Origin of the sequence: Enterobacter cloacae complex sp. GYL001 (assembly GCF_049237125.1) — a bacterium.
GTDB lineage: Bacteria > Pseudomonadota > Gammaproteobacteria > Enterobacterales > Enterobacteriaceae > Enterobacter > Enterobacter hormaechei_C.
Map to the genome: position 1 here is coordinate 791,378 of NZ_JBMKGW010000001.1, position 25,590 is coordinate 816,967.

Consider the following 25,590-nt stretch of genomic DNA (forward strand, 5'->3'; position numbering starts at 1 on the left):
TGCACGCGCGGGCTGGAGGTCACTTTCGATGTGCTTAAAAGGTTTGCTGCCTCTGCATGAGGCTGAACGGGAATGAAATGTGCGAGAAAACAGATTGGTGCGTCTGAATGGACTCGAACCATCGACCCCCACCATGTCAAGGTGGTGCTCTAACCAACTGAGCTACAGACGCAAAATGGTGCGTTCAATTGGACTCGAACCAACGACCCCCACCATGTCAAGGTGGTGCTCTAACCAACTGAGCTATGAACGCATTGTGTTGTCGGTGACAACGGGGACGAATATTAGCGGCACAGCCCCAAGGTGGCAAGAGGGAAAATGCATTTTTCTCTCTGATTTCACGCGATTGCTTCATTACCGCGCAAAGTGAAGAGAAAGTAGCCGCCAGCCGGCGGCTACTGTGTCATTAACGTGCAGCGCGCTGCAAAATTACCGCAGACGGCTGACGTTGCAGGAAGCGCATACGCAGCATCATCATAATGGCCGCAGACGTTAAGCCGATGATAAAGCCCATCCAGAATCCGGCTGGCCCCATGCGATCCACCACCAGATCCGTGAGCGCCAGAATGTACCCGCACGGCAGACCCAGCACCCAGTAAGCGATAAAGGTGATGAAGAAGATGGAACGCGTATCTTTATACCCACGCAGCACGCCGCTGCCAATCACCTGGATGGAGTCAGAGATCTGATAAATGGCCGCCAGCAGCATCAGATGCGAGGCCAGGGTCACTACCTCCGGGTTGTCGTTATAGAGCAGGGCAATTTGCTCACGCAACAGCACGGTAAAGAGCGCGGTACAGACTGCCATGCAGACGCCGACGCCGAGGCCGGTGCGGGCTGCCGTTTGCGCGTCCAGCGTCGAGCCTTGCCCCAGACGGAAGCCCACGCGAATCGTCACCGCGGCAGCCAGGGACATCGGCAGGACGAACATCAAAGAGCTGAAGTTCAGGGCGATCTGGTGTCCTGCGACATCAATAATCCCTAACGGCGAGACCAGCAGGGCGACGACGGCAAACAGCGTCACTTCGAAGAACAGCGCCAGCGCAATGGGTAACCCCAGCTGAATGAGACGGGTCATGAGCGTCCAGTCAGGTGCGCTGAACGAGGTGTCGTTACGAATGTCACGCATGGATCGCGCATGTTTAATGTAGGTGAGCATACAGCCGAACATCACCCAGTACACCGCAGCCGTTGCCACGCCGCAGCCCACGCCGCCGAGTTCCGGCATGCCAAAATGACCGTAAATGAAGATATAGTTCACGGGAATGTTCACCAGCAAGCCGATAAAGCCCATCACCATGCCCGGCTTGGTTTTTGCCAGCCCTTCACACTGGTTACGTGCCACCTGGAAGAACAGATAGCCGGGCGCGCCCCAGAGCAGGGCGCGCAGATAACCGACCGCCTTATCCGCCAGCGCCGGGTCGATATTATGCATGGCGCGAATAATATACCCGGCGTTCCACAGGACGATCATAATCAGGACGGAGACACCCCCGGCCAGCCAGAAGCCCTGGCGCACCTGATGGGCCACGCGGTCGCGTCGACCGGAGCCGTTAAGCTGCGCGATAACGGGCGTCAGCGCCAGCAGCAGGCCGTGACCAAAAAGAATGGCCGGAAGCCAGATTGAGGTTCCGATCGCCACGGCGGCCATATCGGTGGCGCTGTAACCACCGGCCATTACCGTATCCACAAATCCCATTGCGGTTTGGGCTACCTGCGCGACGATCACCGGTATGGCCAGTGCCAATAACTGACGCGCTTCGATCATATACTTCTGCACGTGAACACCTTTGTATTGTAGTTATTTGAGAGACTAAAAAGGCCGCCGTTACTGGCAGCAAGAAGAAAAAACAGAGGGATGCCAGCTATTGTAGCGGGGTTTAACTAATTATCTAGTGAAAAAATCGCCAGAAATTGCGCATCACTGGCAACCTGTTTTTTCAACTGTTATTGTGGTGGGATTATACGGTGTCATCGCCGTTCGGAATGAACAGGAGCTGTAAGCATGTTTACTGGTATTGTGCAGGGCACTGCCAAAGTGGTGTCCATTGATGAAAAACCGAATTTCCGCACTCACGTAGTTGAGCTGCCTGAATATATGCTCGACGGCATTGAAACCGGGGCGTCGATAGCGCATAACGGCTGCTGCCTGACGGTGACCGAAATTAACGATAACCAGATTAGCTTTGATTTAATGAAAGAGACGCTGCGTATCACTAACCTGGGTGAGCTGGTGGTGGGAGATATCGTCAACGTGGAACGCGCGGCGAAATTCAGCGATGAGATTGGCGGGCATCTGATGTCGGGCCATATTATGACCACCGCAGAAGTGGCGAAAATCGTGACCTCGGAAAATAACCGTCAAATCTGGTTTAAGGTGCAGGATCCGTCATTAATGAAATACATCCTTTATAAAGGATTTATTGGCATCGATGGGATTAGTCTGACCGTCGGTGAAGTGACGCCAACGCGTTTTTGCGTGCATTTAATTCCTGAAACGCTGCAACGTACTACGCTTGGCGCAAAAAAACTAGGGCAGCGCGTAAATATCGAAATTGATCCCCAGACCCAGGCGGTCGTGGATACCGTTGAGCGCGTACTGGCGGCGAAAGAGGCGGCGATAATTAAAACCATGGAAGAAGAATAAAAAATAACCCCGGTTAACCGGGGTTATTTTTTCAGCGAGCCACACGCAAACCGTGCTCAATCCCACGACTAAACACCACCTGCCAAAGCTGTATATCCCGCGCACGGAACGCGCCCGCACAGGCATTCAGATAATAGCTAAACATCCGTTTGAATCGTTCCGAATAGTTGTCGGCGATTTCAGGCCATGCAGCCTGGAAACGTTCATGCCAGGCCATCAGGGTGGTGTCGTAATCTGCGCCGAAGTTATGCCAGTCTTCCACAATAAAATGCGGTTCGCTGGCGTTCGCAATCTGGCGAACAGAGGGTAAACAGCCATTCGGGAAGATATATTTGTTGATCCAGGGATCCACATTGTTATCGGTGCGTTTAGAGCCGATGGTGTGTAGCAGGAAAATTCCCTCAGGCTTCAGGTTACGATCGGCGACCTCGAAGTAAGTCTTGTAGTTCTTCGGCCCCACGTGCTCGAACATACCTACGGAAACAATGCGATCGAACTGCTCGTTCAGGTCGCGGTAGTCCTGAAGCCGAATATCAACATCCAGACCCAGACAGCGTTCCTGCGCCATCTTCTGCTGTTCAGCGGAAATCGTGACGCCGACTACGCTGACGCCGTAATTTTTCGCCATAAACCAGGCAAGACCACCCCAGCCACAGCCGATGTCCAGCACACGCATACCGGGCTGTAACTGCAATTTATCGCAGATCAGTTGCAGCTTGTCCTGCTGCGCCTCTTCCAGGGTCGTCGCTTTTTTCCAGTATCCGCAGGAGTACTGCATTAAAGGATCGAGCATACGGCTGAACAGATCGTTGCCCAGGTCGTAATGCTCTTTACCGACGATCCACGCCCGTTTTTTACTTTGCAGATTGAACAGGCGGGCGGAGGCAATGCGTAAGGTATCTTTGAAATGACGAGGGAGCTGTTTTTCAAGACCGGCGCGTAATACGCTGGAGAAGAACATATCCAGCCGCTCACACTCCCACCAGCCGTCCATATAGCTTTCACCCAGCCCTAACGACCCCTCCTGTAACACGCGTTTGAAAAAATCGGGATGCTTTATCTGGGGATCGGAGGGGGATGAGCCATTAATCGTAATGCCCGCACGTCCCAACAGTTCACTGACGATCCGGGACCAGTTATCGTCCGGAACGCTGACTTCTTCTATACACGATGAACTCATAGCTTCTCCATCACCTTGCTGTGATCAGAACCTTAAAACAGCGTAGACGCTTTTTTGGTTTGTGAGAAATCTCACGGTAAATGCCCGCGAGGCTAATATCCGACGTAGAACAGAGGAAGGGAGATAACCCTTGCCGAAATGCCTTCAATGGTAAAACGGGAGCGCTCCGGCTCCCGTTAACACTTAATATTTATCGTATTTAATCGAACCAAATTTAGTATAGGCCGCAAAATTTGGTGATTCAACAGAAAATTGTTAGCAACCTAATCACTGGTATTTAACATAGTTTCCCGCGCAATCAGGCGTGCGACGTTTCTGTATGCGCGTTTTCACTCTGCTCGCGATGGGCTGAGGACTGCATGCGATAGCCCAAACCCGCCAGCGCAACGGTGACCAGCATCACGCTGGTAGTGGTGAGCAGCGGGGTTGCAATCAACGCAGAGACCACGAGACTTGCCAGGAAGCACAGGCCAAGTTGCAGGGTATTTTGCAGCGCGGCAGCGCGGCCTGTCGCCTGCGGAAATGGACGCAACGCCTGGGCTACAACAATAGGGTAGATGGCCCCGTTAGCGATCGCCATGACGCAGAACGGAATCAAAATTTCTGCAAGCCCGGCGCCGGGAATAAAGCCGACAGCCCAGGTCGCAATCACGCTTAGCGCATACAAAACCAGCAGCCAGGGCAGCATCTGTTGGCCTTCCCATTTTTGCAGCGCGGCGCGACAGCCATAGCCACCCACCAGGAAGGCGATGGTCTGTGGTACATAGCTCAGGCCGATAGCCGCCGGGCTGTAGCCCATGTCATGCAGAATGAACGGCGAACCGGTCAGCCAGGCAAAGAAGCTGGCAGAGCAGGCAGCATAAATCAGCACGTTACCGCGATAGGCTTTCGACCGCAGTAAAGAGGTAAAGGTGATGGGCTTTGCGTCCGGATGCGTCTCTTTTTTATGCGCAGGTTTAAGCCCGAAAGCAGGCAGCATCAGGACCAGCGTAATAGCAAAGAGCGTGGCGAAAATAGCCTGCCAGTCGAAATGCGCGAGGATCCAGCTGCCCAGTAACGGGGCAAGCGCCGGCGACAGGCCGACCAGCGGCATAATAGTGGCGAATATGCGGTTAGTGCGCGAGGCGGGGTAGTAATCGGTCACCAGCGCCTGCCAGGTCACCGCTGCGGCGCAGACGCCGACCGCCTGAATAAAGCGCAGCGCCAGCAGCCAGGCGGCATCGCGGACCCACAGCATGCCCAGACAGCCTACGGCAAAAATCGCCAGACCCAACAACAGGACGGGCTTACGGCCGAAACGATCCGAGAGCGGCCCCCACAGCAATTGCGCAAAAGCAAAGCCAGCGAGGAACAAACTTAAACTGGCGCTGATGGCGGCGGCAGGGGTTTGCAAATCTTCCTGCATCGCGGCGAACGCGGGCAGATACATATCGGTTGCCAAAAAGCCCAGCACGCTTAAGCCGCCGAGCCAGACTAAAAATCCTTTCCTGGGTTGCACTTTTTTTCTCCTGAGGAGGCAGGTGTACGTTGGCGCAGAGTGTAGGGAGTGCAAAGCGGCTTGTGAAACGCTAATATTTGGCGGGTGCATTCAAAAAATTTGCAGGCTAAAGATGTGGTCAGATTATTCCCTTGAAGTGGTTGATGCCGTGGCGCGTAACGGCAGCTTTACCGGTGCCGCCCAGGAGCTGCATCGCGTTCCCTCGGCTATCAGCTATACGGTGCGCCAGCTGGAAGCGTGGCTGGCGGTCCCGCTGTTCGAGCGGCGCCATCGCGACGTGGAGCTCACGCCTGCCGGAGCGTGGTTTTTGAAGGAAGGGCGGTCTGTTATCAAAAAAATGCAGATCACCCGTGAGCAGTGCCAGCAGATCGCCAACGGCTGGCGCGGGCATCTCGCTATCGCGGTGGATAACATCGTTAAGCCGGAGCGGACCCGGCAGATGATCGTCGATTTCTATCGTCATTTTTCCGACGTCGAACTGCGTGTTTCGCAGGAAGTGTTCAACGGCGTCTGGGATGCGCTGGCGGACGGCAGGGCGGAGATGGCGATTGGTGCAACCCAGGCGATCCCGGTTGGGGGGCGCTACGCGTTTCGCGACATGGGCATGCTGAGCTGGACCTGCGTGGTCGCGCGCGATCACCCGCTGGCGGCGCTGGAAGGTCCGCTGAGCGATGACACCTTACGCAACTGGCCCTCGCTGGTGCTGGAAGATACCTCCCGCTCGCTGCCCAAGCGCATTACCTGGCTGCTGGATAATCAGCGCCGCGTGGTCGCACCGGACTGGGAGTCATCGGCCACCTGTCTGAGCGCGGGGCTGTGCGTTGGCATGGTGCCGGTGCATTTTGCGCGACCGCGCATCGACGCGGGAGAGTGGGTGGCTCTGACGCTGGAAAACCCCTTCCCGGATGCCGCGTGCTGTCTGACGTGGCAGCAAAACGACGTCTCGCCCGCCATGGCCTGGCTGCTAGATTATCTGGGCGACAGCGAAACGCTGAACCGGGAGTGGTTGCGGGAACCAGCATAGCTGGCCCCGTAATGAGATTAACGACGGTAGTCGCGGAACGGACCGTCCGCAACGGAACGGCGTTCAATCAGGCGCGGGTGGACTTCAATGGACTGGGACTGTTCACGCTTGTTGACGATCCGGTCCAGCAGCATGTTGAAGGCCGTTTCACCCAGCGAATCTTTCGGCTGGTGAATGGTGGTCAGCGCCGGGGTAAAGAAGCGGGCGTTGCGCACGTTGTCATAGCCGATCACCGAGATATCCTGCGGGACGCGCAGGCCGAGTTCATCCGCCGCGCAGAGCGCGCCCATCGCCATGATGTCGCCGCCGCAGAACACCGCGGTAGGGCGATGCGGCTGGGAGACGATCTGCTGCATGGCGCGATAGCCCGACTCCGGCTCGAAGTCGCCCTGAACAATCCAGTTTTCCGGCACAGTGATCAGCGCCTCTTCCATCGCTTTCATGAAACCGGCCAGACGGCCAGCCCCGGTGTTACGCTCCAGCGGACCCGGGATCACGCCAATTTCACGATGACCGCGTTCTACCAGATAACGCCCCGCCATGTAGCCGCCTTCAAAGGCGTTATCAATAACGGAGTCGGTGAAGTCTGCGCGCGCTTCGCCCCAGTCCATGACCACCATCGGAATGTGGCGATACTCTTCCAGCATGGAAAGGACCGACTCGGGGTATTCAGAACACATTACCAGCAGGCCGTCGACGCGCTTTTGCGCCATCATTGACAGGTAAGCGCGCTGTTTTTCAATGTTGTTCCACGCGTTGCCCAGAATCAGGGTATAGCCTTTCTGGAAGCAGTTTTTTTCAACGGCTTCGATGATTTCAGCAAAGTAGGCCGCTTCACTGCTGGTGGCCAGCAGGCCAATCGATTTGGTGTGATTAACCTTCAGGCTGCGGGCGACGGCACTTGGCGAGTAGTGCAGTTCTTTGATTGCCGCCCAGACGGCATTACGCGTCTCTTCAGCGACGAAACGCGTTTTGTTAATAACATGTGATACGGTTGTGGTGGAAACGTTTGCGCGTTTTGCTACGTCTTTAATTGTTGCCATTAAATGTCACTCCAGACCATATCCTAAGCTCCTGAAAAAATTGAAGGTAAACGTTTGCCTTCTCTCACCCTTATCACGCAAACATGAGTTGCGACACGCCGGGAAAACGACACAGGACGTCAGGAGGGGGTCAGTGGCCGGTACGCTAATAAATTTAGCGTGGAATTTTGTCCTATCTTGATGAAAAGGGGAAGAGGTAAAGTGGATATCCGCTTAAATCCTGGAAGATTTTTGACCTGAACTGTGTAAAAATGAGCAAGCTCACTTTTCGTAGGGTGAATAAAAGGAGAAAAATTGATGAGTACCGATCTGAAGTTTTCGCTGTTTACCACCATTGTTGTTCTTGCCCTGATTGTTGCGGGTGGTTTAACCGCTGCGCTGCACTGATTCAGGAGGGGGGAGAACCTTCTCCCTCTCTTGCCGCTATTGTTACCTCTCCGGCAAAAATCTTTTGCCAAAATGTTAACTTCTCATTTTTTGTGATTGATGTCATGCTTTTGACTTCTTAGTTCTGTGCCGGGTTATGGCACGGTATCCGGAGTCTCTTCATGAAAATCAATTTTCCCCTGCTGGCCCTGGCGATTGGCGCCTTTGGGATTGGCACCACTGAATTCTCCCCTATGGGGTTATTGCCTGTTATCGCCCGGGGTGTGGACGTCTCAATTCCTGCGGCCGGTATGTTAATTAGCGCCTACGCGATTGGCGTGATGGTGGGCGCGCCGCTGATGACGCTGCTGCTTTCCCACCGCGCTCGCCGCAATGCGCTGATTTTCCTGATGGCGATTTTCACTCTCGGAAATGTGCTTTCCGCGATTTCGCCCGATTACACCACTCTGATGCTTTCGCGCATTCTGACCAGCCTCAACCATGGCGCCTTCTTCGGACTGGGCTCGGTTGTTGCCGCCAGCGTGGTGCCAAAACATAAGCAGGCCAGCGCGGTAGCCACTATGTTCATGGGCCTCACCATCGCTAATATCGGCGGCGTTCCCGCTGCCACCTGGCTGGGAGAAGCCATCGGCTGGCGTATGTCTTTCCTCGCAACCGCCGGACTGGGCGTGGTCGCGATGGTTGCGCTGTTCTTCTCACTGCCGAAAGGAAGTGCGGGAGAACGTCCGGAAGTACGTAAAGAGCTGGCGGTGCTGATGCGTCCTCAGGTGTTGTCCGCGCTGCTTACCACGGTACTGGGGGCCGGGGCGATGTTTACGCTCTACACCTATATCTCCCCGGTGCTGCACGACATTACCCACGCAACGCCACTCTTTGTTACCGCGATGCTGGTGCTGATTGGTGTCGGGTTCTCGATTGGCAACTATCTCGGCGGGAAATTTGCCGACCGCTCCGTCAGTGGAACACTGAAAGGTTTTTTAACGCTGCTGATTGTCATCATGGTGGCGATTCCGTGGCTGGCGCGTAACGAAGTGGGTGCCGCGATTGCCATGGTGGTGTGGGGCGCCGCAACCTTTGCCGTGGTGCCACCGTTGCAGATGCGCGTAATGCGCGTTGCGCACGAAGCGCCGGGGCTCTCTTCGTCGGTGAATATCGGTGCGTTTAACCTGGGCAATGCGCTGGGGGCCGCAGCGGGCGGGGCGGTGATCTCCGGTGGTTTGGGTTACAGCTTTGTGCCGGTGATGGGGGCGATCATTGCCGCACTCGGCCTGCTGCTGGTGATGATGTCTGGTCGTAAACAGCCTGAAGCGGTGTGTACGGCGGAATAAACAAAAACGCAGAAGGGCTGCCCCTTCTGCGTGTCTCTTACGCGGCGAAGTTCTTCGCAACAAATTCCCAGTTAACCAGTGCCCAGAAGTGTTCCAGGTAGTTCGGGCGCGCATTACGGTAATCAATGTAATAGGCGTGTTCCCATACGTCCACGGTCATCAGCGGCGTGGCGCTGGTGGTCAGAGGGGTACCCGCATTAGAGGTGGAAACGATAGCCAGTTTGCCATCAGCCTCTTTTACCAGCCAGGTCCAGCCGGAGCCAAAGTTTTTAACGGCTGCGTCAGTAAACTTCGCTTTAAAATCCGCGAAACTGCCGAACGCGGCGTTAATCGCTGCCGCCAGCTCACCGGCAGGTTCTCCGCCTGCGTTGGGGGCCAGGCAGTGCCAGTAGAAGGTGTGGTTCCACACCTGAGCGGCGTTGTTAAATACGCCACCGTCTGAACTGCGCACGATCTCTTCCAGCGTTTTGCCTTCAAAATCGGTGCCCTTGATCAGGTTATTCAGGTTGGTGACATAGGTCTGGTGATGCTTGCCGTAATGGTACTCCAGGGTTTCCGCGGAAATGTGCGGAGCCAGGGCGTCTTTTGCATACGGTAGTGCAGGTAATTCGAACGACATTGCTTCTCTCCTTATAGTTTTATACGTTGCCAATAACCCTACAGACAACAAGGACAGAATAGCAAATTGAAAGGGTATGCAAAAGAGGAACTTACCCTGCCACAGAGGCGGCAGGGCAGGGTTTAGCGAATGGTTTTTGGCGTCATCACGCGGCGTGCACCCACATAGTGGCGCACCCAGTAATCTTCGCTGAGGGAGGTGATCTGAATGTCCTGACCGCTGCGCGGTGACTGGATAAATTTACCGTTACCCACATACACCCCAACGTGATCGGCCGTACCGCGTCCCTGGGTGCGGAAGAACACCAGGTCGCCATTTTGCAATTCGCCACGGTTTACAGGCGCGGCGTCGCGCAGATGGTACATCTCATTGGCGGTGCGCGGAATGCGAAACTTCACCAGATCTTTATAGGCATAATAAACCAGCCCACTACAGTCAAAACCGGTGCGCGGAGAGGTGCCACCCCAGCGATACGGTTTACCTATTTGCCCCATCAGTTTGTTCATCGCCGTTTTTTGCGCTTTCTGCATACGCGCTTTATGCACGTCAGCCAGCTTCGTCACTTTTGCGCATTTCGTTTTATGGCCTTTGCGCACGGTGCATTTTTCATTCACCAGGCTGGCGGTCGTGCGGGTGGTTTTGTGCGTGCCGGAACGGAGAGTTTTGGGTTTACTGGAGGCGGTCTTTTTGGTCTGAGCGGTGGTTTTCTTCTTTACTGTTTTACTGGTGGTTTTTTTCTTACGTTCTGTGGTTTTTGCCAGATGCGATTTTTGTACAGCAGAATGCCGCGCCTGTTCAGAGGCGTTCGCCGCTGGCGTAAATGAGAGTGTGGTAAACAGTAAAGCACAGAGCGTCATCGAGATTTTAGTTATCCGCGCCACTGGGCAGTCCCCTGATAAATGCAGGCCACAATGCATACCCGCGTGAGATTTACAAAACCTGTCGATTCTAATCCATAAATTCAGAAGAAGTTAATAGCATTTTTCATTCAAAAATTATGTTTCGTTAGCAAGTGCAAAAAAATTCATCATTCTGACGCACTCCTGTTCGCTCCTTAAGCAAAACCGCACCCCGTCTGGGGATAAACGACATTAGCAATGCAACTTTATGCGATAAGCGATAAAATAATTAGACGTGACAAAAATGTTATTTTCCGATGTCGGCCTGACCCGCTACAATGTCAGACTGATGCCGTAACAGAAGTTAAAGGAAGCAAGACATGAGCACCACTATTGAAAAAATTCAGCGCCAGATCGCTGAAAACCCGATTCTCCTGTACATGAAAGGTTCTCCGAAGCTGCCAAGCTGCGGCTTCTCCGCGCAAGCGGTTCAGGCGCTGTCCGCCTGTGGTGAGCGTTTTGCTTACGTTGATATCCTGCAAAACCCGGACATTCGCGCTGAACTGCCAAAATACGCCAACTGGCCGACCTTCCCACAGCTGTGGGTTGATGGTGAACTGGTCGGTGGATGCGACATCCTGATTGAAATGTATCAGCGCGGCGAACTGCAACAGCTGATCAAAGAGACTGCGGCGAAGTATAAAACCGAAGAGCCGGACGCAGAGTAAGTTTTCTGCGGATATAAAAAAGCGACCACATTATGTTGGTCGCTTTTTTTTGCCTGTGGGGCTATTGATTACCCAACCTACGATTGAAGATCGGCCTCGTCGCCCATCGGCAGCGGCCAGCCGCCGAGACGTTTCCAGCGGTTGACGATCTCACAGAACAGCTCCGCCGTACGCTCGGTGTCGTATAACGCGGAATGCGCCTGGGTGCCGTCAAACGCAATACCCGCCGTGATGCAGGCTTTAGAGAGCACGGTTTGCCCCAGCGCCAGGCCGCTCAGCGCGGCGGTGTCGAAGGTCACAAACGGATGGAATGGATTACGCTTGAGCGAGGCACGCTCGGCGGCAGCCATAGTGAAGCTGTGATCAAAGGTGGCATTGTGGGCCACCATGATGGCGCGGCTACAGTCATTCTCTTTCATGCCTTTGCGCACCATTTTGAAAATGGCGTGCAGCGCCTCGTATTCGCTTACCGCCCCGCGCAGCGGGTTTGTCGGATCGATACCGTTAAAGGCCAGCGCCTCTGGCTGTAAGTTTGCCCCTTCAAAGGGTTCAACGTGGAAATGCAGCGTGGTGTCCGGTACAAGCCAGCCCTGTTCATCCATCTTCAGCGTGATGGCGGCAATCTCAAGCAGCGCATCGGTTTTAGCGTTAAATCCGGCTGTTTCAACATCAATGACAACGGGATAAAAACCACGAAAACGGTCGCACAGACCGGTAAATTGAGCGTTATCGGACATCAGGGTCTCTTACAAGGGGGAAAAAGCAGTGCGCATTATGGCAAATTTTGAGAGGGGATGCAGCAAAACAACGGGCGCATAGTGCGCCCTGCGGGATCAATTGCCCAGACCGCGACCAGCGTCTTTGGCTTCAATCAGTTCGATTTTATAACCGTCCGGATCTTCCACAAACGCAATTACGGTGGTACCGCCTTTAACCGGACCGGCTTCACGGGTGACGTTACCGCCATTGCTGCGGATACGTTCGCAGGCTTCGGCGGCGTTATCCACTTCCAGCGCGATGTGGCCGTAAGCTGTACCCAGCTCGTAGCTGTCCACGCCCCAGTTGTAGGTCAGCTCGATGACCGCTTCATCAGATTCCGGGCCGTAACCGACAAACGCCAGAGAGTATTTATATTCCGGATTTTCGCTGGTGCGCAGCAGCTTCATGCCCAGAACGTTAGTGTAGAAATCGATGGAACGTTGCAGGTCGCCAACGCGCAGCATGGTGTGAAGTAGGCGCATAATTTCCTCATTAACCAGTGGAATGGATTATCTTTTTGAACAGAAACGATGTTTTAGTATAGCGGCGAAAGGTCGCCGCTATCAATGTACAAAGCGGGATTACAGTGAAGGGTAGTCGGTATAACCTTCCGCGCCGCCGCCATAGAAGCTTTCAGGACGCTGCGGGTTCAGTTCGGCTTTCTTCTGCAAACGGGCAACCAGATCCGGGTTAGCAATGTAGTCACGGCCAAAGGCCACGGCGTCGATCAGGCCTTTACCGATCAAATCCTCGGCTTTCTCTGCCGTATACGCACCCGCCCCGATAATCACGCCGTGGAAGCGCTCGCGCACTTTCTGACGGAAGGCTTCACTGTAAGGCTTGCCGCCTGCCCAGTCCGGCTCGGACATGTGCAGATAGGCGATACCGCGTTTCGCCAGCTCTTCAATCAGATACAGCGCGTCTGCTTCTTCGTTCGGACCGTTGTCGACGTTCTGGAAAGTACCGATCGGGGAGACACGAATACCAATGCGGTCTGCGCTCCACTCATTACAAACAGCATCCACCACTTCAAGCACCAGACGCGCGCGGTTTTCAACGCTGCCGCCGTACTGGTCGGTACGCTGGTTGGAAGACGGGGACAGGAACTGATGCAGCAGGTAACCGTGCGCAGAGTGCAGCTCAACCAGGTCTAAGCCCGCTTCACGGGCGTTGGCGACGGCCTGACGGAAATCATTCACGATACCCGGGATCTCGTCCAGCTCCAGCGCGCGTGGCGTGGTGGTGTCGACGCGGATCGCATTACCGTTTTCATCGCGCAGGGAAGTGCGGGTATTGGCGTTCAGGGCAGAGGCAGAAACCGGCGCCTGACCGCCAGGCTGGATGCTGCTGTGTGAGATACGACCGGTGTGCCACAGCTGAACCGCAATACGGCCATCCTCAGCATGCACGCCTGCGGTGATTTTTTTCCACGCGGCGATCTGTTCCGGGCTGTGCAGACCCGGTGCACCGGCGTAGCCTTTTGCCTGAGCAGAAATCTGCGTGGCTTCGGAGATAATCAGGCCCGAGCTGGCGCGCTGACGGTAATACTCACCCATCAATGGCGTTGGGATATCGCCCGGCTCGATGCTGCGCAGACGGGTAAGTGGGGCCATAAACACGCGGTTTGGGGCAGTAACGGCACCCACTTTCAGTGGGGTAAACAGCTTTTCAGCGGACATAACGGCTCCTGAGTAGACCAGTCGACTAGTAAAAGGGTAAATAAAAACGCCGGCTACACGCCAGGCGCGGTAATACAGTTTTTCACATGCGCCAGCGCGCTTTCGAGCGGCACGGCGCTGCGAGACATTTTTGCTTGCAGGTTGGCGCCTAACCAGAGGGAATAGAGCACCTGTGCCTGCGTGAGCGGATCGCCGGAGAAGGAGAGCGTTTTTTCATTGCGCCCGCTCTCCAGCGCCTGAGCCAGCAGGGCAATCACGCCGCTGGCTCCTTTATCCATGGCGGTGCGCATATCTTCGGAGAGATCGCACACTTCGGCAGACAGTTTTACCGTCAGGCAGCCGCTGATGATGCCCTGCTGACAGAACTGCGTCAGCGTTTCCTGATAGTAGTTCAGAACACGATCCCGGTAGTCACCTTCACTGCTGGCGAAGTGGGTTGCCAGGCGCTGATGGTAGCTGGCGTAGTGCCGCTCCAGCATGGCAACGCCAAACGCCTCTTTGGATCGAAAATAGTGATAAAACGATCCCTTAGGTACTTCAGCGGTTTTTAACAATTCGCTCAGCCCCATACCGGTAAACCCGCGATGCATGCAAAGGCGCTCGCCGGTAGCCAGCAAATGTTCTCGTGTATCGTGTTCAGTGTGTCTGCTCATGCCCTTACTCTAATAGACCGTTCGGTCTAATGCAAGCCCGCTTAGCGACGACATTGCGACAGAATATCCAGCTGCGGTTGATAAACCGCTGATTTCACGTCCATCATGCCCAGAACGGTGGCGAATAAATTGTCCTGTGAAACCGCCTCTTTTGCGGCATGGTCACGCAGGCAATCCGTGTTTACGCCGAAGTTTTTCGCATAATCCGGGGAGAGCCAGAACATAAACGGAATATGCGTTTGCTGCTCCGGGGCCAGCATATACGGCGTACCGTGCAGGTAAATTCCGCTTTCGCCCAGCGATTCACCGTGATCGGAGAGGTAAATGAGCGCCGTGTTCATGTTGGCCTGCCGGGCTTTTAGCGCGTCGATGGTTCGGCTGACCACGCTGTCGGTATACAAAATCGAGTTGTCATAGGTATTGATCAGCGACTGATGATCGCAATCCTGAATTTCATTGGTATCGCAGGTTGGGGTGAACTTGCGAAAGCTGTCCGGATAACGGTTGTAGTAGGCCGGACCGTGGCTGCCCATCAGATGAATAACCAGAACCGTATCCTGCTTTATTCCATCCAGTACGTTGTCCAGACGGTAGAGGTTGACGTCGTCGATACAGGATTTGTCCTTACAGAACTGATCCAGTTTCCACTGGGTCATGTCCGTGTGCGGCACGCGGTCGCAGGCGCCTTTACACCCGCCGTCGTTGTCGCGCCACAGCAGGTTGAAACCGGCATGGTTAAGTACATCGAGCAGACCTTCCTGGTGATGGGCGAGGTCCGCGTCATATTTTTTCCGCGTCATGCCGGAGAACATGCAGGGGACGGAAACGGCGGTTTCCGTGCCACAGGAGGAGGCCTGGGGGAAGTTGATGACATCCTGCTTTTTCAGCTCGGGGTTGGTTTCACGCGGGTAACCATTTAACGAGTAGTTTGCGGCGCGGGAGGCTTCGCCCACCACCACAATCAGCACGGTTTTCTTGCGTTGGCTGGAAATCAGCGCGCCTTTATGAGCATCCTCGCCAATGCGGACCAGCGTCTGGTCGCCGGCAAACCAGCGCATTTTGCTGTATTTCACCACGGCGCTCACGTAATTCGCCGGGGTAACCATTTTGACGATGCTTTTGTTATTGCGGAACAGAGAAGCATAGTCTTTATAAAACACCGCCGCGACCAGGATGATTACCAGCAGCGCACCCAGCATAGCGGCGACACGCGTCAGGAGGGCATACCACCATTTTCCGGTGCGAATGCGCGTCAGGGCTAAAATAATCGATGGAACCAGACCTGCAACGACCAGCCACAGGATCATCTGCGGCGTCACCAGAGCAGTCGCTTCCTGGGAATTAGTTTCGAACACGTTCACAATCATGTTCTGATCGATAACCGTGCCATAGGTATACATAAACCAGGTTGCGGCGGCGCATCCCAGGGTCAGGACAATCATGAGCGGCTTGCGAATAAAGGGAATATTCAGCAGGCTGAAGACAATCACCCAGCCGCAGAACAGCACCAGCGGCACGCTGGCAGCAAACAGGAGATCGTGCAGATGCGCAGGCGCAATGATTGACCAGCTGCGCTGGATAAACAGTGCATTCAGTACGGTGAAGAAAAGTGCACAGCCCAGAGTAAATTTTATATCGTTACAGTGTAACTTTTTAGTGAACCACATGATGACCAGACCATTCGTTATATCAATGCGGCGAGTATAAGAAGGGAAGATTAGCGAAACCTTAATGCTCTGTTTGTGGCGGACATCCTTGCATGCAAGCCATTTAGGGTCTTCACTGTAGGGAATAATGACGTTCTGGAGGTAGGTGTGGCAGAGCAACTGGAGTTTTTCCCTGTCCAGAGCCCGTGCCGGGGTATTTGCCAGGTAGATGAACGAGGATACTGTCGTGGCTGCATGCGCACGCGCGATGAACGTTTTAACTGGCAAAATTTCAGCGACGCGCAAAAGCAGGAGGTCTTACGGCTCTGTCGACAGCGTCTGCTGCGTAAAATTCGTGCAAACAAAGCGGTTGAAAGCGTAGAACCTCAGCAACCTTCACTGTTTTAGCAGGGTAATTGCGTATACTGGTGACATGACTTCCTTGAGGAAAATGTTATGGTTCAGCGTATTACCCTTGCCCCGCAGGGCCCGGAATTCTCCCGATTTGTTATGGGCTACTGGCGCCTTATGGACTGGAATATGTCTCCGGTCCAGCTGGCGGACTTTATAGAAGAGCATCTCGATCTCGGGATCACCACCGTCGATCACGCTGATATTTATGGCGGCTATCAGTGCGAGGCTGCCTTTGGCGAAGCGCTGAAGCGTGCGCCGGCGCTGCGTGAACGTATGGAGATTGTGACCAAATGCGGTATTGCCACCACAGCAAAACCGGAGCATGCGCTTGGGCATTACATCACTGACAGCGCGCATATCGTTAAAAGCGCCGAGCAGTCACTGATTAACCTGGCCACCGATCGTATCGACCTGCTGCTGATCCACCGACCCGATCCGTTGATGGATGCGGATGAGGTCGCGGAAGCCTTCCTGACGCTGCACCAGAGCGGCAAAGTGCGCCATTTTGGCGTGTCTAACTTCACCCCGGCACAGTTTGCGCTATTGCAGTCTCGCCTGCCGTTTACGCTGGCGACGAATCAGGTGGAGATCTCGCCTGTTCATCAGCCGCTGCTGCTGGATGGCACGCTCGACCAACTGCAACAGCTGCGCATCCGTCCAATGGCATGGTCCTGTCTGGGAGGCGGCCGCCTGTTTAACGATGAGGCATTCCAGCCGCTGCGTAACGAGCTTGAAACGGTGGCGCGCGAACTGAATGCGGAGAGTATCGAGCAGGTGGTTTACGCCTGGATCCTGTGCCTGCCGTCTAAACCGCTGCCAATTATTGGCTCCGGCAAAATTGAGCGCGTCCGCGCTGCGCTTGTGGCTGAGGAGCTGGATATGACGCGTCAGCAGTGGTTCCGCATCCGCAAGGCGGCGCTGGGCTACGACGTACCCTGAGCACGCCTGAACCTGACTTTCCGGTGAAATCTGCGCCGCTGGTATAGACTTAAGGTGCAAAAAATAACCCGTGGAGGTCGTATGAAGCGTTTTGCTCTGGCAATGGTCACGCTGGTTGTTTGTGCAGGTGCGCAGGCAGCCAGCGAGGACGTTGAAATGAATCTCGTCACTTCTCAGGGGGTAGGCCAGTCCATCGGGACGGTGAAAATCACCGAAACCGATAAAGGGCTGGAATTTGCTCCCGATCTCAAGGCTCTTCCACCCGGCGAACATGGTTTTCACGTTCATGCCAAAGGCAGCTGTCAACCCGCAATGAAAGAGGGGAAACCAACAGCTGCGGAAGCCGCAGGGGGGCATCTCGACCCGCACAACTCCGGTAAGCATGAAGGCCCGGAAGGGATGGGGCACCTCGGCGATCTGCCGGTGCTGGTGGTAAATAACGATGGTAAAGCCACCGATCCGGTTGTGGCGCCACGACTCAAAAAGCTTGACGAGGTCAAAGGCAAGGCGCTGATGGTCCACGTGGGCGGCGATAACATGTCCGATCAGCCTAAACCGCTTGGCGGCGGCGGGGCGCGCTATGCCTGCGGGGTGATCTGATCGCCAATCGTTCCGGGTGGCGGCGCCTGTTCCAGCTGTGACAGGGAGCAGTGCAGCCGCCAGATAATGGACGCCAGATCGCGGGCCGCAGGCTGATGATGGTGCGCCAGCGCGTCGCAAATACGCTGAAGCTCGGCGAGCGTGACGCTCAGGGGGCGCTGCTGCACCCCGCGCTCGCTCATCACATCTCGGAGCATGGAAATACAGTTATCACGGACCTGCGACAGCGGATCGGAACGCGTCTCCCAGGCGCGCAGTTGCCACACCACGTGCGAACAGTTTAACAGCACCACGCCCCAGCGCAGCAGCCAGCGACGGGAGAGTGAATCCTGGCTGTTGTTCAGCTGGCTGACATGATGGTAAACCAGCGATTCATACTCGCTTTCGCGCAGATGTGGCCTGCGGCTCAGCTGATCGACAAAACCCCTGCGCAACTCCCGAATATGCCTGCGGCTTTTACGCGCGTCCGAGCCCGGGCGTAGCACAGCGAAAGCCAGCCACGCCAGCCCCACGCCGAGGATCTTCGCCAGGTTGTCGTTGAGAAAATCAGCGTAATCGTAAACCGGTGGATTCGTTACAGAGATAAATGAGCCCATAAAAACAATCAACTGACCCCACAGACCGGCCAGTTTAGGCATTTGCAGTTTGAGCAACTGCATGGTGGTTAATAGCGGGAAGAGAAACAGCAGAAATTGCCAGAGGTCGGTTATCTGCACCATCAAACCAAATTTCACCACGAAGCTGAATAGCGACAGCAGTACCAGCGTACGCAGCAGAAGCGTAAGGGAATTAAAGGGGGAAGCGGCGACGGAATAGAGCACGCAGCTGATTGCCGCAAGCGTCAGGGCCGCACTGCCCGCATCCCATTGCGTGGTGATGGCCCATGCGCCCACGGCCGTCAACGCACAAAACGTACGAAAACCGCTCCACAGCGCCTCCATTGCGTCGGTATGGCGCGCCAGAGCAGGACTACCGGGAACGGAAAATTCGGTGACGGGCGTGGCATTTTCGACGGCTTTTAACCAGCGGCTGCTACGCAGATACAGGCGGCAGAAATAGTTCAGACGCTGCCAGAAGGCACGGTGCCTGTAGTCATATTCATCCGTTGGGGCGAGCGGCGCGATAATGCGGGCCACGGTATAGATATCGGCATCCGGACGCGCAAGAGCGGCGAGCAGCGCCTCGATAATCTCCCGGGTATGGGCTGGCGGTGCAGGCCAGTTCAGCAACATCCGGCGAAGGCTCGAGATCGCGCTCGTCATCCGCAATTGCTGGTGCAGTAAATAGTTCAGAAGCGTGTTCTGGCGACGAAAACGGTAGTGGCTCCAGAAAGCCTGGATGCGCAACAGGTTCATGGTCAGGATCTGGCCGATGACCTTTTCGTGCGCGAGGCGGATGTCATCGCTGCTGTCAGGCTGCCAGAGCAGGCTGGCATGTTCCAGCAAACGTGCGTGCATCGTTTTAAGGGCGGTGATAAGCGTAGTGCCATCTGAGGTACTGGGCAGGATCATCATCATGACGCCCCCGCACAGAATGCCGACCATCACTTCACACACGCGTGCCTGGGCGATATCCCACAGCTCGGTGGTATCCAGCACGTTGACGACCGGAAAGGCGATAATGGCCGCGGTGTAACCCGCCAGCTGAAACGCATAGGCAACGTTATTGGTAAAATGGGCGCAGGCCCAGGTACACAGCCCCAGCCATGCCGACATGCTTAACAGAAAGAGCCAGGGATCGTTCAGGGTATGGCCGGCAAGAAGCAGTGCGGCGGTTGCCCCCAGCAGGCTACCCGCCACGCGCCCGAGGCTTTTACTGATAACGCCCCCGACGGTAGGGAAGCTGACGACCGCCGCAGAGGTCATCGCCCAGTAAGGCTCATCCAGATTCAGATAATAGGCAACCGTAAGCGCAAGGCACATGGCGATGCCGTTGCGCAGCGCGTAACGCCACTGCGGCCGTGTCGCTTTTATCCACGGCGTATTGCGCCAGGAGAAAGCCCCCAGGTTCATCATCGCGATCCGATGGCGACGGTGCAGGTTGTGCCAGAGACCAGGGTAATGTCTTTCGGCAGTTGATCAAACTCGACGCGAACAGGCACCCGCTGAGCCAGGCGCACCCACGGGACGTTGGGTTTGATGTCAGGCACCAGGCCAGAATCGGTTTCCACGCTCTGATCGTATATTGCCCGACCTATGCTGCTAACGTGACCCTGTAACGTTTCTGCACCGCTGTAAAGCGTGATCCGGGCAGGCGCGCCCTCGCGGATATGGCGCAGCTTGGTCTCTTCAAAATAACCTACAACATAGAAAGAGTGGCTATCGACCAGGGCGAAGACCGGCTGGCCTGTGGTGGCGTAATCACCCACACGGGTAGACAGGCTCGTGATCCATCCATCCACCGGGGCTTTGACCATGGTCTGGGTCAGTTGCCACTCGGCCTGTTTCAGCGTTGCCTCTGCAACCTTCAGGCTGGCCTGCATGGCTTTTACATTGATATTGGCGGTATCGAGATCCTCCGCAGAGATGTAATTTCTCGATAGATGGCGGCGGCGTTCGGCTTCGTTATTGGCTTTTGCCAGATCTGATTGAGCTTTTGCGAGCTGCGCCTGGGCATTAAGCACCGCAATGTGGAAAGGGGTCTCATCGATACGGAATAGCACATCGCCCGCATGAACGTACTGGTTGTCCTTCACCAGAAGCGCGCTGATACTGCCGGACACCTGTGGCGTGATGCTGACCTGTTCCGCGCGGATCTTGCCGTCACGCGTCCAGGGCGACTGCATGTAATAATTCCAGAGCCACCAGCCGGCCATCACCGCCAGCGCTAAAACGAAAAGAGTGGAAAAATATTTTAACGTTTTCAATGCTATTCTCACCACACGGTTAACACGGCAAGGCCAAGACAGACGGAGAGGGTAAATAGGGAGAGATCCATTAACATCGGGTGCCAGATTTCACCAGAATACATCCAGTCGCGCAGCAGACGATGCGCAATGAGCCAGATTACAAAACCGACCATCACGGCTTTAAACAGTGGCGGAAAGTAGACCGATGCGCCAACAATCAAATCCTGGAGGGGCAACCCTGCGGAGAAGGAAAACAACGTCACAAGCAGCGATCCTTTGCGGTGGAATGAGGGCCACATTGGCAGATTTCAATGCGATGGCGCATTACCATTCAGTGTAAATCATCCTTTAAGGAATGATGAATACCGTGATTGCATTTGTTTTGGCAATACAAATACTGCAAACTATTCTAAAATCACTATAATCACTTAGCAAGCTAATTATAAGGAGATGAAATTGGAATCGCCATTAGGTTCTGATCTGGCAAGGTTGGTACGCATCTGGCGTGCTCTGATTGACCATCGCCTGAAACCTCTGGAACTTACGCAGACGCACTGGGTTACGCTGCATAACATTCATCAGCTCCCGCCCGATCAGTCACAGATCCAACTGGCAAAAGCGATTGGAATTGAGCAGCCGTCTCTGGTGCGTACCCTTGACCAGCTGGAAGAGAAGGGACTCATCTCCCGACAAACCTGCGCCAGCGACCGTCGCGCCAAGCGGATCAAATTGACGGAAAAAGCGGCCCCGATTATCACTGAGATGGAAACCGTCATCAGTAAAACGCGAGGGGAGATCCTGGCCGGTATTTCCCCCGCTGAGCTGGAAATGCTGATCGGACTCATCGCCCGTCTTGAGCAAAACATCCACGATTTACAGTCGCGCGACTGACGTTGTTTACAGGCCTTGCTCGTGCAAGGCCTCTGTCATGTTCTGAACACCACCACCCGGTTGCGGCCCGTCTCTTTTGCCTCGTACATGGCTTTATCCGCGCTTTCCACACAGGTTTCAGCGCTGGTCTCCGGCGAGGTGGCGGTGAATACCCCCATACTGATAGTTATCGGTTCCGGGAGATAACCGCCGCTGCTAACGTTGTCGAAACCGCTCAATTTGAGACGTATGCGTTCGGCAACCTGTTGCGCAAGATCGGAAGGGGTATTTGTCAGCATGAGCACAAATTCTTCGCCGCCGATCCGCGCTGCGATATCCTGCGGTCGCACTGAATCGGTCAACAGGTTTGAGACAAACTGTAAAACCTTATCCCCCTGCAAATGGCCGTAGCAGTCGTTAATGCGTTTGAAACGGTCAAGATCGCTCACGATCACCGATACCGGGTGCGCCAGGGTTGCTGTACTCAGCGCGTGGTTTAATGAATCATAGAAATAGCTACGATTATACAGACGGGTGAGGGGATCGCGGATCGAGTTTTGATAAGACTCCTGATATTTTACATGCGAGTCACGATACAAATTAAATACATCGGAAAGTAAGATGAAGATAATGATTAATGTAGCGACAGTTTCGAATAACCGTGCCCGGTACCATGAAATATCTTCAGCGTGTCCGCCTAACAATAGCATGAGCAGGGTGACGATATAACAGACGCATAAAAAATTGCCGCCGACCCAAAACAAATTCCTCACGCGGGTAATGGCCATCAGGGTGATTAACGTTACTACCCACAGGACGATCAAAATGATATTAATCGCCTGGCTCCAGAGAACCATAAACTGTCGGGTTTCATTGTCTACCAGGTCCAGTGTGAGCAGGGTTGAATGGCTGGAATAGAACAATGCCAGCCCAAGCATACTGCCCGTAAAGAGCGAGGCGCCGACAACGATACCGATGTGGGTGCTTCGTGAGAGAGCGGACGTACGCAGGGTATACAGCAATGCCGAGATGATTATCAGCACCGCCATTAAAAAGTGGCGGAACATATAGAAAATCATGGCGTCATTATAGTTCGCCACGTTGAACTGATAGAGATCAAGCCAGGCCGGGAAGCTGGACAGAGTCCCCACCATCAATAACGCTGAGCCGGCAAAGGCCAGGGCAATGGGAACAAGATATAATCGCCTTCTGTCGCACCAGTATTTCATTGCCATAAAACAGGCAATAAACAGATGAAACACCAGAAGAAATATCGTCAGCGTAGGGAAAAACAAAGGTGAAAACGAAGGAACCCATTCAACAAGTTTTATAAAAAAAGCTTGTAATACGGCAATGATAACAATGCATCCAAGCGCGAAGGCCACAAAGCGGTTCTTTACAAATCGACAGATCGCAAGCATAGAGAATTTAAAAATTAAAAAAGAAAAGAGATTGCGAAGAGTCTAAGTGAGGGAAATAAAAAATACTTTGCGCACGGACAAGAACAGATGAAATGAATAATTCACCGTGTGAATGTATTGTGCAAATATATTGTTGGAAACGATGATTTTGTTAAATGGATGCGGTCTGAACAGACCACATCCATCAGGATATTAGCGCGGGGAGACGGTAACCTGGCTGCCGTTGCTTGCCAGTACAACACGCTGGCCAGCAGAGAAGCGGGTGTTACCCTGTTTCTGCACAACCATAATGGTGCTGCCATCGTCTTTACGGATTTCCAGCTCAACGCCCTGAGTTTTGTTCATCGCGCCCTGAACGCCCTGACCCGCTACGCCGCCTGCAACTGCGCCCGCAGCGGTAGCCAGAGAACGTCCGGTGCCGCCGCCAATGGTATTACCCAGGAAACCACCCAGCACAGCACCACCGATTGCGCCCACCACGTTCGTGTCATCGCCACCCTGAATCTGAACAGGACGGGCATTAACGATAGTACCGTATGTCACGTTCTGTACCTGTTTAGCTTCAGAAGCACTATATACGTCGCCGGAGAGTGAACTGTCATTCACACAACCCGCCAGTGTTAAACCAATCAGCGAAACGCCCAGTACACGTAAAATCATTTGACTCTCCTGTTCACCAAAAAACGCCCGGTTGGGGCATCCGTTATGGCTAAATTATATGGCATTCCTGACCACAGTTCATATCTTTGCATGCCGAATAGATAAATTTTACTTCAGCAGGGCTTAACGGGACATAAACAAAAACCGTCTGTGCTACAGGTCTGAGATTGTTAAAAAATATTATCACCGCATAGCAAAGCCGCGTTATTTATGATGGAGTGTTTGCACTTAGCCCATGTAACGTAAGGAAAGCGCATGAAATCGGGTCGCTATATCGGTGTGATGTCTGGTACCAGTCTTGACGGTGTGGATGTCGTTCTGGCCGCCATTGATGAAAACATGGTGGCGCAGCAGGCAAGCCTGACCTGGCCTATTCCTGTCTCGTTAAAAGAAGAGATCCTGAACATCTGCCAGGGACAACAGCTGACGCTTTCCCAACTGGGCCAACTGGATGTGCGTCTGGGGGCGCTGTTTGCTGAGGCGGTACTGGCCCTGATGCAGCAGGAAAGACTCCACCCGCAGGATATCGTGGCAATAGGTTGCCATGGGCAGACCGTCTGGCATGAACCTGTCGGCGAGGCGCCGCACACGATGCAAATTGGCGATAACAACCAGATTGTGGCAAAAACCGGCGTGACGGTGGTGGGTGATTTCCGTCGTCGCGATATGGCCCTCGGCGGGCAGGGGGCGCCGCTGGTTCCGGCATTTCATCAGGCGCTGCTGGCGCACCCGGTAGAGCGCAGGATGGTCCTGAACATCGGCGGGATCGCCAACCTGTCGATGCTTATTCCCGGGCAGCCCGTGCGGGGGTACGATACCGGACCCGGTAATATGCTGATGGATGCCTGGATCTGGCGTCAGAGCGGCAAAGCCTACGACAAAGACGCGCAGTGGGCCAGCCAGGGGAAAGTGATCCTTCCCTTGCTGCAAACCCTGTTAAGCGATCCTTTCTTTGCTCTGCCCGCGCCGAAAAGCACGGGGCGGGAATATTTCAACTACGGCTGGCTTGAACGTCAGCTGGCGCGCTTCCCCGGCCTTGCGCCTCAGGATGTGCAGGCTACGCTGACGGAGCTCACCGCGGTGTCGATTTCTGAACAGGTGTTGCTGAGCGGCGGATGTGAGCGCTTGCTGGTATGCGGAGGCGGAAGCCGCAACCCGCTGGTGATGGCACGCCTCGCCGCCTTGCTGCCAGGCACCGAAGTCACGACCACTGATGAAGCCGGGATCAGCGGAGACGATATGGAAGCGCTGGCCTTCGCCTGGCTTGCCTGGCGTACGGTTGCCGGTCTGCCGGGGAATTTACCCTCCGTAACCGGTGCGCGGGAGGCGAGCGTCCTTGGGGCCATTTTCCCCGCAAACCCGCGCCATAATCAGAGTTAACTGAAATTCAGCGGGAGGCGTAACCCGTAAAATAGGGAAAAACAGGAGGGCGGTTAGGCCCTCCAGGACCAGGATAGTCTTCGGAATCTGCCCATGAAAAAACTTCTTCTCATTGCTGTACCTTTTCTTATGACCGGATGCAGCGTCTATAACCAGTTCGTTGAGCGTATGCAAACCGATACGCTGGAATATCGTTGTGATGAAAAACCGCTGACGGTGAAGCTGAACAACCCGCATCAGGAAGCCAGCTTTGTTTATGACAATAAGTTGTTAACGCTGAAGCAGGGAATGTCGGCCTCCGGTGCGCGCTACTCAGACGGGATCTACGTCTTCTGGTCGAAAGGCGACAGCGCCACCGTCTACAAGCGTGACCGCATTGTGCTGAACAATTGTCAGCTTGAAAATCCGAAGCGTTGAGATTTTTGAAG

At 54.6% G+C, this 25,590-nt stretch carries 27 protein-coding genes and 2 tRNA genes; 11 read left to right on the top strand and 18 right to left on the bottom strand.

The features are described from left to right. Nucleotides 1-95 precede the first annotated feature (95 nt). From ACOTWU_RS03830 to mdtK, 3 genes are all read right to left on the bottom strand, one after another. Nucleotides 96-172, bottom strand: a tRNA-Val gene (locus tag ACOTWU_RS03830). Between the two features lie 4 nt (nucleotides 173-176). Then, nucleotides 177-253 (bottom strand) — tRNA-Val (locus ACOTWU_RS03835). Between the two features lie 153 nt (nucleotides 254-406). Further along, entirely contained in the window at nucleotides 407-1,780 is a 1,374-nt protein-coding gene (gene mdtK, locus ACOTWU_RS03840) for an MdtK family multidrug efflux MATE transporter (RefSeq protein ID WP_017384611.1), read from the bottom strand. A 225-nt stretch (nucleotides 1,781-2,005) separates the two neighbouring features. On the opposite strand from mdtK, the gene ACOTWU_RS03845 reads away from it, so the two are divergent. Beyond that, nucleotides 2,006-2,647, top strand: a complete 642-nt coding sequence (locus ACOTWU_RS03845) for a riboflavin synthase (RefSeq protein ID WP_047726940.1) — start codon at nucleotides 2,006-2,008, stop codon at nucleotides 2,645-2,647. Between the two features lie 31 nt (nucleotides 2,648-2,678). Here ACOTWU_RS03845 and cfa read toward each other — a convergent pair whose 3' ends face one another. Together cfa and punC are read right to left on the bottom strand one after the other, a co-directional pair. Continuing rightward, nucleotides 2,679-3,827: a cyclopropane fatty acyl phospholipid synthase gene (gene cfa, locus ACOTWU_RS03850; RefSeq protein WP_017384609.1), complete on the bottom strand. Its 1,149-nt coding sequence runs from the start codon at nucleotides 3,825-3,827 to the stop codon at nucleotides 2,679-2,681. A gap of 298 nt (nucleotides 3,828-4,125) precedes the next feature. Further along, nucleotides 4,126-5,325, bottom strand: a complete 1,200-nt coding sequence (gene punC / locus ACOTWU_RS03855) for a purine nucleoside transporter PunC (RefSeq protein WP_047726942.1) — start codon at nucleotides 5,323-5,325, stop codon at nucleotides 4,126-4,128. Between the two features lie 112 nt (nucleotides 5,326-5,437). On the opposite strand from punC, the gene punR reads away from it, so the two are divergent. Beyond that, nucleotides 5,438-6,349, top strand: coding sequence for a DNA-binding transcriptional activator PunR (gene punR / locus ACOTWU_RS03860; RefSeq protein ID WP_003857638.1), 912 nt, complete (start codon nucleotides 5,438-5,440; stop codon nucleotides 6,347-6,349). A gap of 17 nt (nucleotides 6,350-6,366) precedes the next feature. On the opposite strand, the gene purR is transcribed toward punR, so the two are convergent. Beyond that, nucleotides 6,367-7,392 (bottom strand): HTH-type transcriptional repressor PurR, encoded by a 1,026-nt coding sequence (purR, locus tag ACOTWU_RS03865; protein WP_003857634.1) that lies wholly within the window; start codon nucleotides 7,390-7,392, stop codon nucleotides 6,367-6,369. 297 nt (nucleotides 7,393-7,689) lie between these two features. On the opposite strand from purR, the gene ACOTWU_RS03870 reads away from it, so the two are divergent. Both ACOTWU_RS03870 and ACOTWU_RS03875 read left to right on the top strand, forming a co-directional pair. Then, nucleotides 7,690-7,779 (top strand): YnhF family membrane protein, encoded by a 90-nt coding sequence (locus ACOTWU_RS03870; RefSeq protein ID WP_003857632.1) that lies wholly within the window; start codon nucleotides 7,690-7,692, stop codon nucleotides 7,777-7,779. A 161-nt stretch (nucleotides 7,780-7,940) separates the two neighbouring features. Continuing rightward, entirely contained in the window at nucleotides 7,941-9,107 is a 1,167-nt protein-coding gene (locus ACOTWU_RS03875; RefSeq protein ID WP_017384607.1) for an MFS transporter, read from the top strand. 37 nt (nucleotides 9,108-9,144) lie between these two features. Here ACOTWU_RS03875 and sodB read toward each other — a convergent pair whose 3' ends face one another. After that, on the bottom strand, nucleotides 9,145-9,726 hold the full coding sequence (sodB, locus tag ACOTWU_RS03880) for a superoxide dismutase [Fe] (RefSeq protein ID WP_017384606.1): 582 nt from the start codon (nucleotides 9,724-9,726) through the stop codon (nucleotides 9,145-9,147). A gap of 122 nt (nucleotides 9,727-9,848) precedes the next feature. Continuing rightward, entirely contained in the window at nucleotides 9,849-10,607 is a 759-nt protein-coding gene (locus tag ACOTWU_RS03885; RefSeq protein WP_017384605.1) for a C40 family peptidase, read from the bottom strand. Nucleotides 10,608-10,945: 338 nt separating this feature from the next. Here ACOTWU_RS03885 and grxD point away from each other — a divergent pair, with 338 nt between their 5' ends. Next, entirely contained in the window at nucleotides 10,946-11,293 is a 348-nt protein-coding gene (gene grxD / locus ACOTWU_RS03890) for a monothiol glutaredoxin 4 (RefSeq protein ID WP_003832760.1), read from the top strand. 77 nt (nucleotides 11,294-11,370) lie between these two features. On the opposite strand, the gene rnt is transcribed toward grxD, so the two are convergent. From rnt to eptA, 5 genes are all read right to left on the bottom strand, one after another. Further along, nucleotides 11,371-12,030: a ribonuclease T gene (gene rnt, locus ACOTWU_RS03895; RefSeq protein ID WP_003857625.1), complete on the bottom strand. Its 660-nt coding sequence runs from the start codon at nucleotides 12,028-12,030 to the stop codon at nucleotides 11,371-11,373. Nucleotides 12,031-12,126: 96 nt separating this feature from the next. After that, on the bottom strand, nucleotides 12,127-12,534 hold the full coding sequence (gloA, locus tag ACOTWU_RS03900) for a lactoylglutathione lyase (RefSeq protein ID WP_003857623.1): 408 nt from the start codon (nucleotides 12,532-12,534) through the stop codon (nucleotides 12,127-12,129). A 99-nt stretch (nucleotides 12,535-12,633) separates the two neighbouring features. Continuing rightward, nucleotides 12,634-13,731 (bottom strand): alkene reductase, encoded by a 1,098-nt coding sequence (locus tag ACOTWU_RS03905; RefSeq protein WP_126498907.1) that lies wholly within the window; start codon nucleotides 13,729-13,731, stop codon nucleotides 12,634-12,636. Nucleotides 13,732-13,784: 53 nt separating this feature from the next. Further along, complete coding sequence (locus tag ACOTWU_RS03910; RefSeq protein WP_023303561.1) at nucleotides 13,785-14,384, bottom strand: TetR/AcrR family transcriptional regulator; 600 nt, start codon at nucleotides 14,382-14,384, stop codon at nucleotides 13,785-13,787. A 41-nt stretch (nucleotides 14,385-14,425) separates the two neighbouring features. Beyond that, nucleotides 14,426-16,051, bottom strand: coding sequence for a phosphoethanolamine transferase EptA (gene eptA, locus ACOTWU_RS03915; protein ID WP_032619787.1), 1,626 nt, complete (start codon nucleotides 16,049-16,051; stop codon nucleotides 14,426-14,428). Between the two features lie 147 nt (nucleotides 16,052-16,198). On the opposite strand from eptA, the gene ACOTWU_RS03920 reads away from it, so the two are divergent. The 3 genes from ACOTWU_RS03920 (at nucleotide 16,199) to sodC (ending at nucleotide 17,983) form a co-directional block, all read left to right on the top strand. After that, a complete protein-coding gene (locus tag ACOTWU_RS03920; protein ID WP_032619785.1) occupies nucleotides 16,199-16,438 on the top strand; it encodes a DUF1289 domain-containing protein in 240 nt (79 codons plus the stop codon). Nucleotides 16,439-16,486: 48 nt separating this feature from the next. Then, complete coding sequence (locus ACOTWU_RS03925; RefSeq protein ID WP_017693550.1) at nucleotides 16,487-17,383, top strand: aldo/keto reductase; 897 nt, start codon at nucleotides 16,487-16,489, stop codon at nucleotides 17,381-17,383. Nucleotides 17,384-17,464: 81 nt separating this feature from the next. Further along, entirely contained in the window at nucleotides 17,465-17,983 is a 519-nt protein-coding gene (sodC, locus tag ACOTWU_RS03930; RefSeq protein ID WP_023303563.1) for a superoxide dismutase [Cu-Zn] SodC, read from the top strand. On the opposite strand, the gene ACOTWU_RS03935 is transcribed toward sodC, so the two are convergent. From ACOTWU_RS03935 to ACOTWU_RS03945, 3 genes are read right to left on the bottom strand one after another with little or no spacing between them, the layout of a single operon-like run. After that, nucleotides 17,962-19,995 carry an FUSC family protein gene (locus ACOTWU_RS03935; protein WP_026080711.1) on the bottom strand — a complete coding sequence of 678 codons (2,034 nt, stop codon included), beginning with the start codon at nucleotides 19,993-19,995 and terminating at the stop codon, nucleotides 17,962-17,964. The genes sodC and ACOTWU_RS03935 overlap by 22 nt on opposite strands. Then, entirely contained in the window at nucleotides 19,995-20,855 is an 861-nt protein-coding gene (locus ACOTWU_RS03940) for an HlyD family secretion protein (protein ID WP_026094311.1), read from the bottom strand. The genes ACOTWU_RS03935 and ACOTWU_RS03940 overlap by 1 nt, the downstream gene beginning before the upstream one ends. 2 nt (nucleotides 20,856-20,857) lie before the next feature. Continuing rightward, a complete protein-coding gene (locus tag ACOTWU_RS03945) occupies nucleotides 20,858-21,094 on the bottom strand; it encodes a DUF1656 domain-containing protein (protein ID WP_003857607.1) in 237 nt (78 codons plus the stop codon). Between the two features lie 187 nt (nucleotides 21,095-21,281). Between ACOTWU_RS03945 and slyA the strand changes: the two genes are divergently transcribed. Next, entirely contained in the window at nucleotides 21,282-21,722 is a 441-nt protein-coding gene (gene slyA / locus ACOTWU_RS03950; RefSeq protein ID WP_006808997.1) for a transcriptional regulator SlyA, read from the top strand. A gap of 35 nt (nucleotides 21,723-21,757) precedes the next feature. Here the strand turns inward: slyA and ACOTWU_RS03955 are convergent, their stop codons facing one another. Together ACOTWU_RS03955 and slyB are read right to left on the bottom strand one after the other, a co-directional pair. Then, entirely contained in the window at nucleotides 21,758-23,122 is a 1,365-nt protein-coding gene (locus ACOTWU_RS03955) for a sensor domain-containing diguanylate cyclase (protein ID WP_023303565.1), read from the bottom strand. A gap of 192 nt (nucleotides 23,123-23,314) precedes the next feature. Next, a complete protein-coding gene (slyB, locus tag ACOTWU_RS03960; protein ID WP_003857604.1) occupies nucleotides 23,315-23,782 on the bottom strand; it encodes an outer membrane lipoprotein SlyB in 468 nt (155 codons plus the stop codon). Nucleotides 23,783-24,037: 255 nt separating this feature from the next. Here slyB and anmK point away from each other — a divergent pair, with 255 nt between their 5' ends. Beyond that, a complete protein-coding gene (gene anmK, locus ACOTWU_RS03965; protein WP_015570673.1) occupies nucleotides 24,038-25,162 on the top strand; it encodes an anhydro-N-acetylmuramic acid kinase in 1,125 nt (374 codons plus the stop codon). A gap of 93 nt (nucleotides 25,163-25,255) precedes the next feature. Next, a complete protein-coding gene (gene mliC / locus ACOTWU_RS03970; RefSeq protein WP_015570672.1) occupies nucleotides 25,256-25,579 on the top strand; it encodes a C-type lysozyme inhibitor in 324 nt (107 codons plus the stop codon). Nucleotides 25,580-25,590 lie beyond the last annotated feature (11 nt).

Coding starts and splice junctions, on each gene's coding strand:
- ACOTWU_RS03845 (WP_047726940.1), top strand. CDS start 2,006: ATGTTTACTGGTATTGTGCAGGGCACTGCCAAAGTGGTGTCCATTGAT.
- cfa (WP_017384609.1), bottom strand. CDS start 3,827: ATGAGTTCATCGTGTATAGAAGAAGTCAGCGTTCCGGACGATAACTGG.
- punR (WP_003857638.1), top strand. CDS start 5,438: ATGTGGTCAGATTATTCCCTTGAAGTGGTTGATGCCGTGGCGCGTAAC.
- purR (WP_003857634.1), bottom strand. CDS start 7,392: ATGGCAACAATTAAAGACGTAGCAAAACGCGCAAACGTTTCCACCACA.
- ACOTWU_RS03870 (WP_003857632.1), top strand. CDS start 7,690: ATGAGTACCGATCTGAAGTTTTCGCTGTTTACCACCATTGTTGTTCTT.
- ACOTWU_RS03875 (WP_017384607.1), top strand. CDS start 7,941: ATGAAAATCAATTTTCCCCTGCTGGCCCTGGCGATTGGCGCCTTTGGG.
- sodB (WP_017384606.1), bottom strand. CDS start 9,726: ATGTCGTTCGAATTACCTGCACTACCGTATGCAAAAGACGCCCTGGCT.
- grxD (WP_003832760.1), top strand. CDS start 10,946: ATGAGCACCACTATTGAAAAAATTCAGCGCCAGATCGCTGAAAACCCG.
- rnt (WP_003857625.1), bottom strand. CDS start 12,030: ATGTCCGATAACGCTCAATTTACCGGTCTGTGCGACCGTTTTCGTGGT.
- gloA (WP_003857623.1), bottom strand. CDS start 12,534: ATGCGCCTACTTCACACCATGCTGCGCGTTGGCGACCTGCAACGTTCC.
- ACOTWU_RS03905 (WP_126498907.1), bottom strand. CDS start 13,731: ATGTCCGCTGAAAAGCTGTTTACCCCACTGAAAGTGGGTGCCGTTACT.
- ACOTWU_RS03910 (WP_023303561.1), bottom strand. CDS start 14,384: ATGAGCAGACACACTGAACACGATACACGAGAACATTTGCTGGCTACC.
- eptA (WP_032619787.1), bottom strand. CDS start 16,051: ATGTGGTTCACTAAAAAGTTACACTGTAACGATATAAAATTTACTCTG.
- ACOTWU_RS03925 (WP_017693550.1), top strand. CDS start 16,487: ATGGTTCAGCGTATTACCCTTGCCCCGCAGGGCCCGGAATTCTCCCGA.
- sodC (WP_023303563.1), top strand. CDS start 17,465: ATGAAGCGTTTTGCTCTGGCAATGGTCACGCTGGTTGTTTGTGCAGGT.
- ACOTWU_RS03935 (WP_026080711.1), bottom strand. CDS start 19,995: ATGAACCTGGGGGCTTTCTCCTGGCGCAATACGCCGTGGATAAAAGCG.
- slyA (WP_006808997.1), top strand. CDS start 21,282: ATGAAATTGGAATCGCCATTAGGTTCTGATCTGGCAAGGTTGGTACGC.
- ACOTWU_RS03955 (WP_023303565.1), bottom strand. CDS start 23,122: ATGCTTGCGATCTGTCGATTTGTAAAGAACCGCTTTGTGGCCTTCGCG.
- slyB (WP_003857604.1), bottom strand. CDS start 23,782: ATGATTTTACGTGTACTGGGCGTTTCGCTGATTGGTTTAACACTGGCG.
- anmK (WP_015570673.1), top strand. CDS start 24,038: ATGAAATCGGGTCGCTATATCGGTGTGATGTCTGGTACCAGTCTTGAC.
- mliC (WP_015570672.1), top strand. CDS start 25,256: ATGAAAAAACTTCTTCTCATTGCTGTACCTTTTCTTATGACCGGATGC.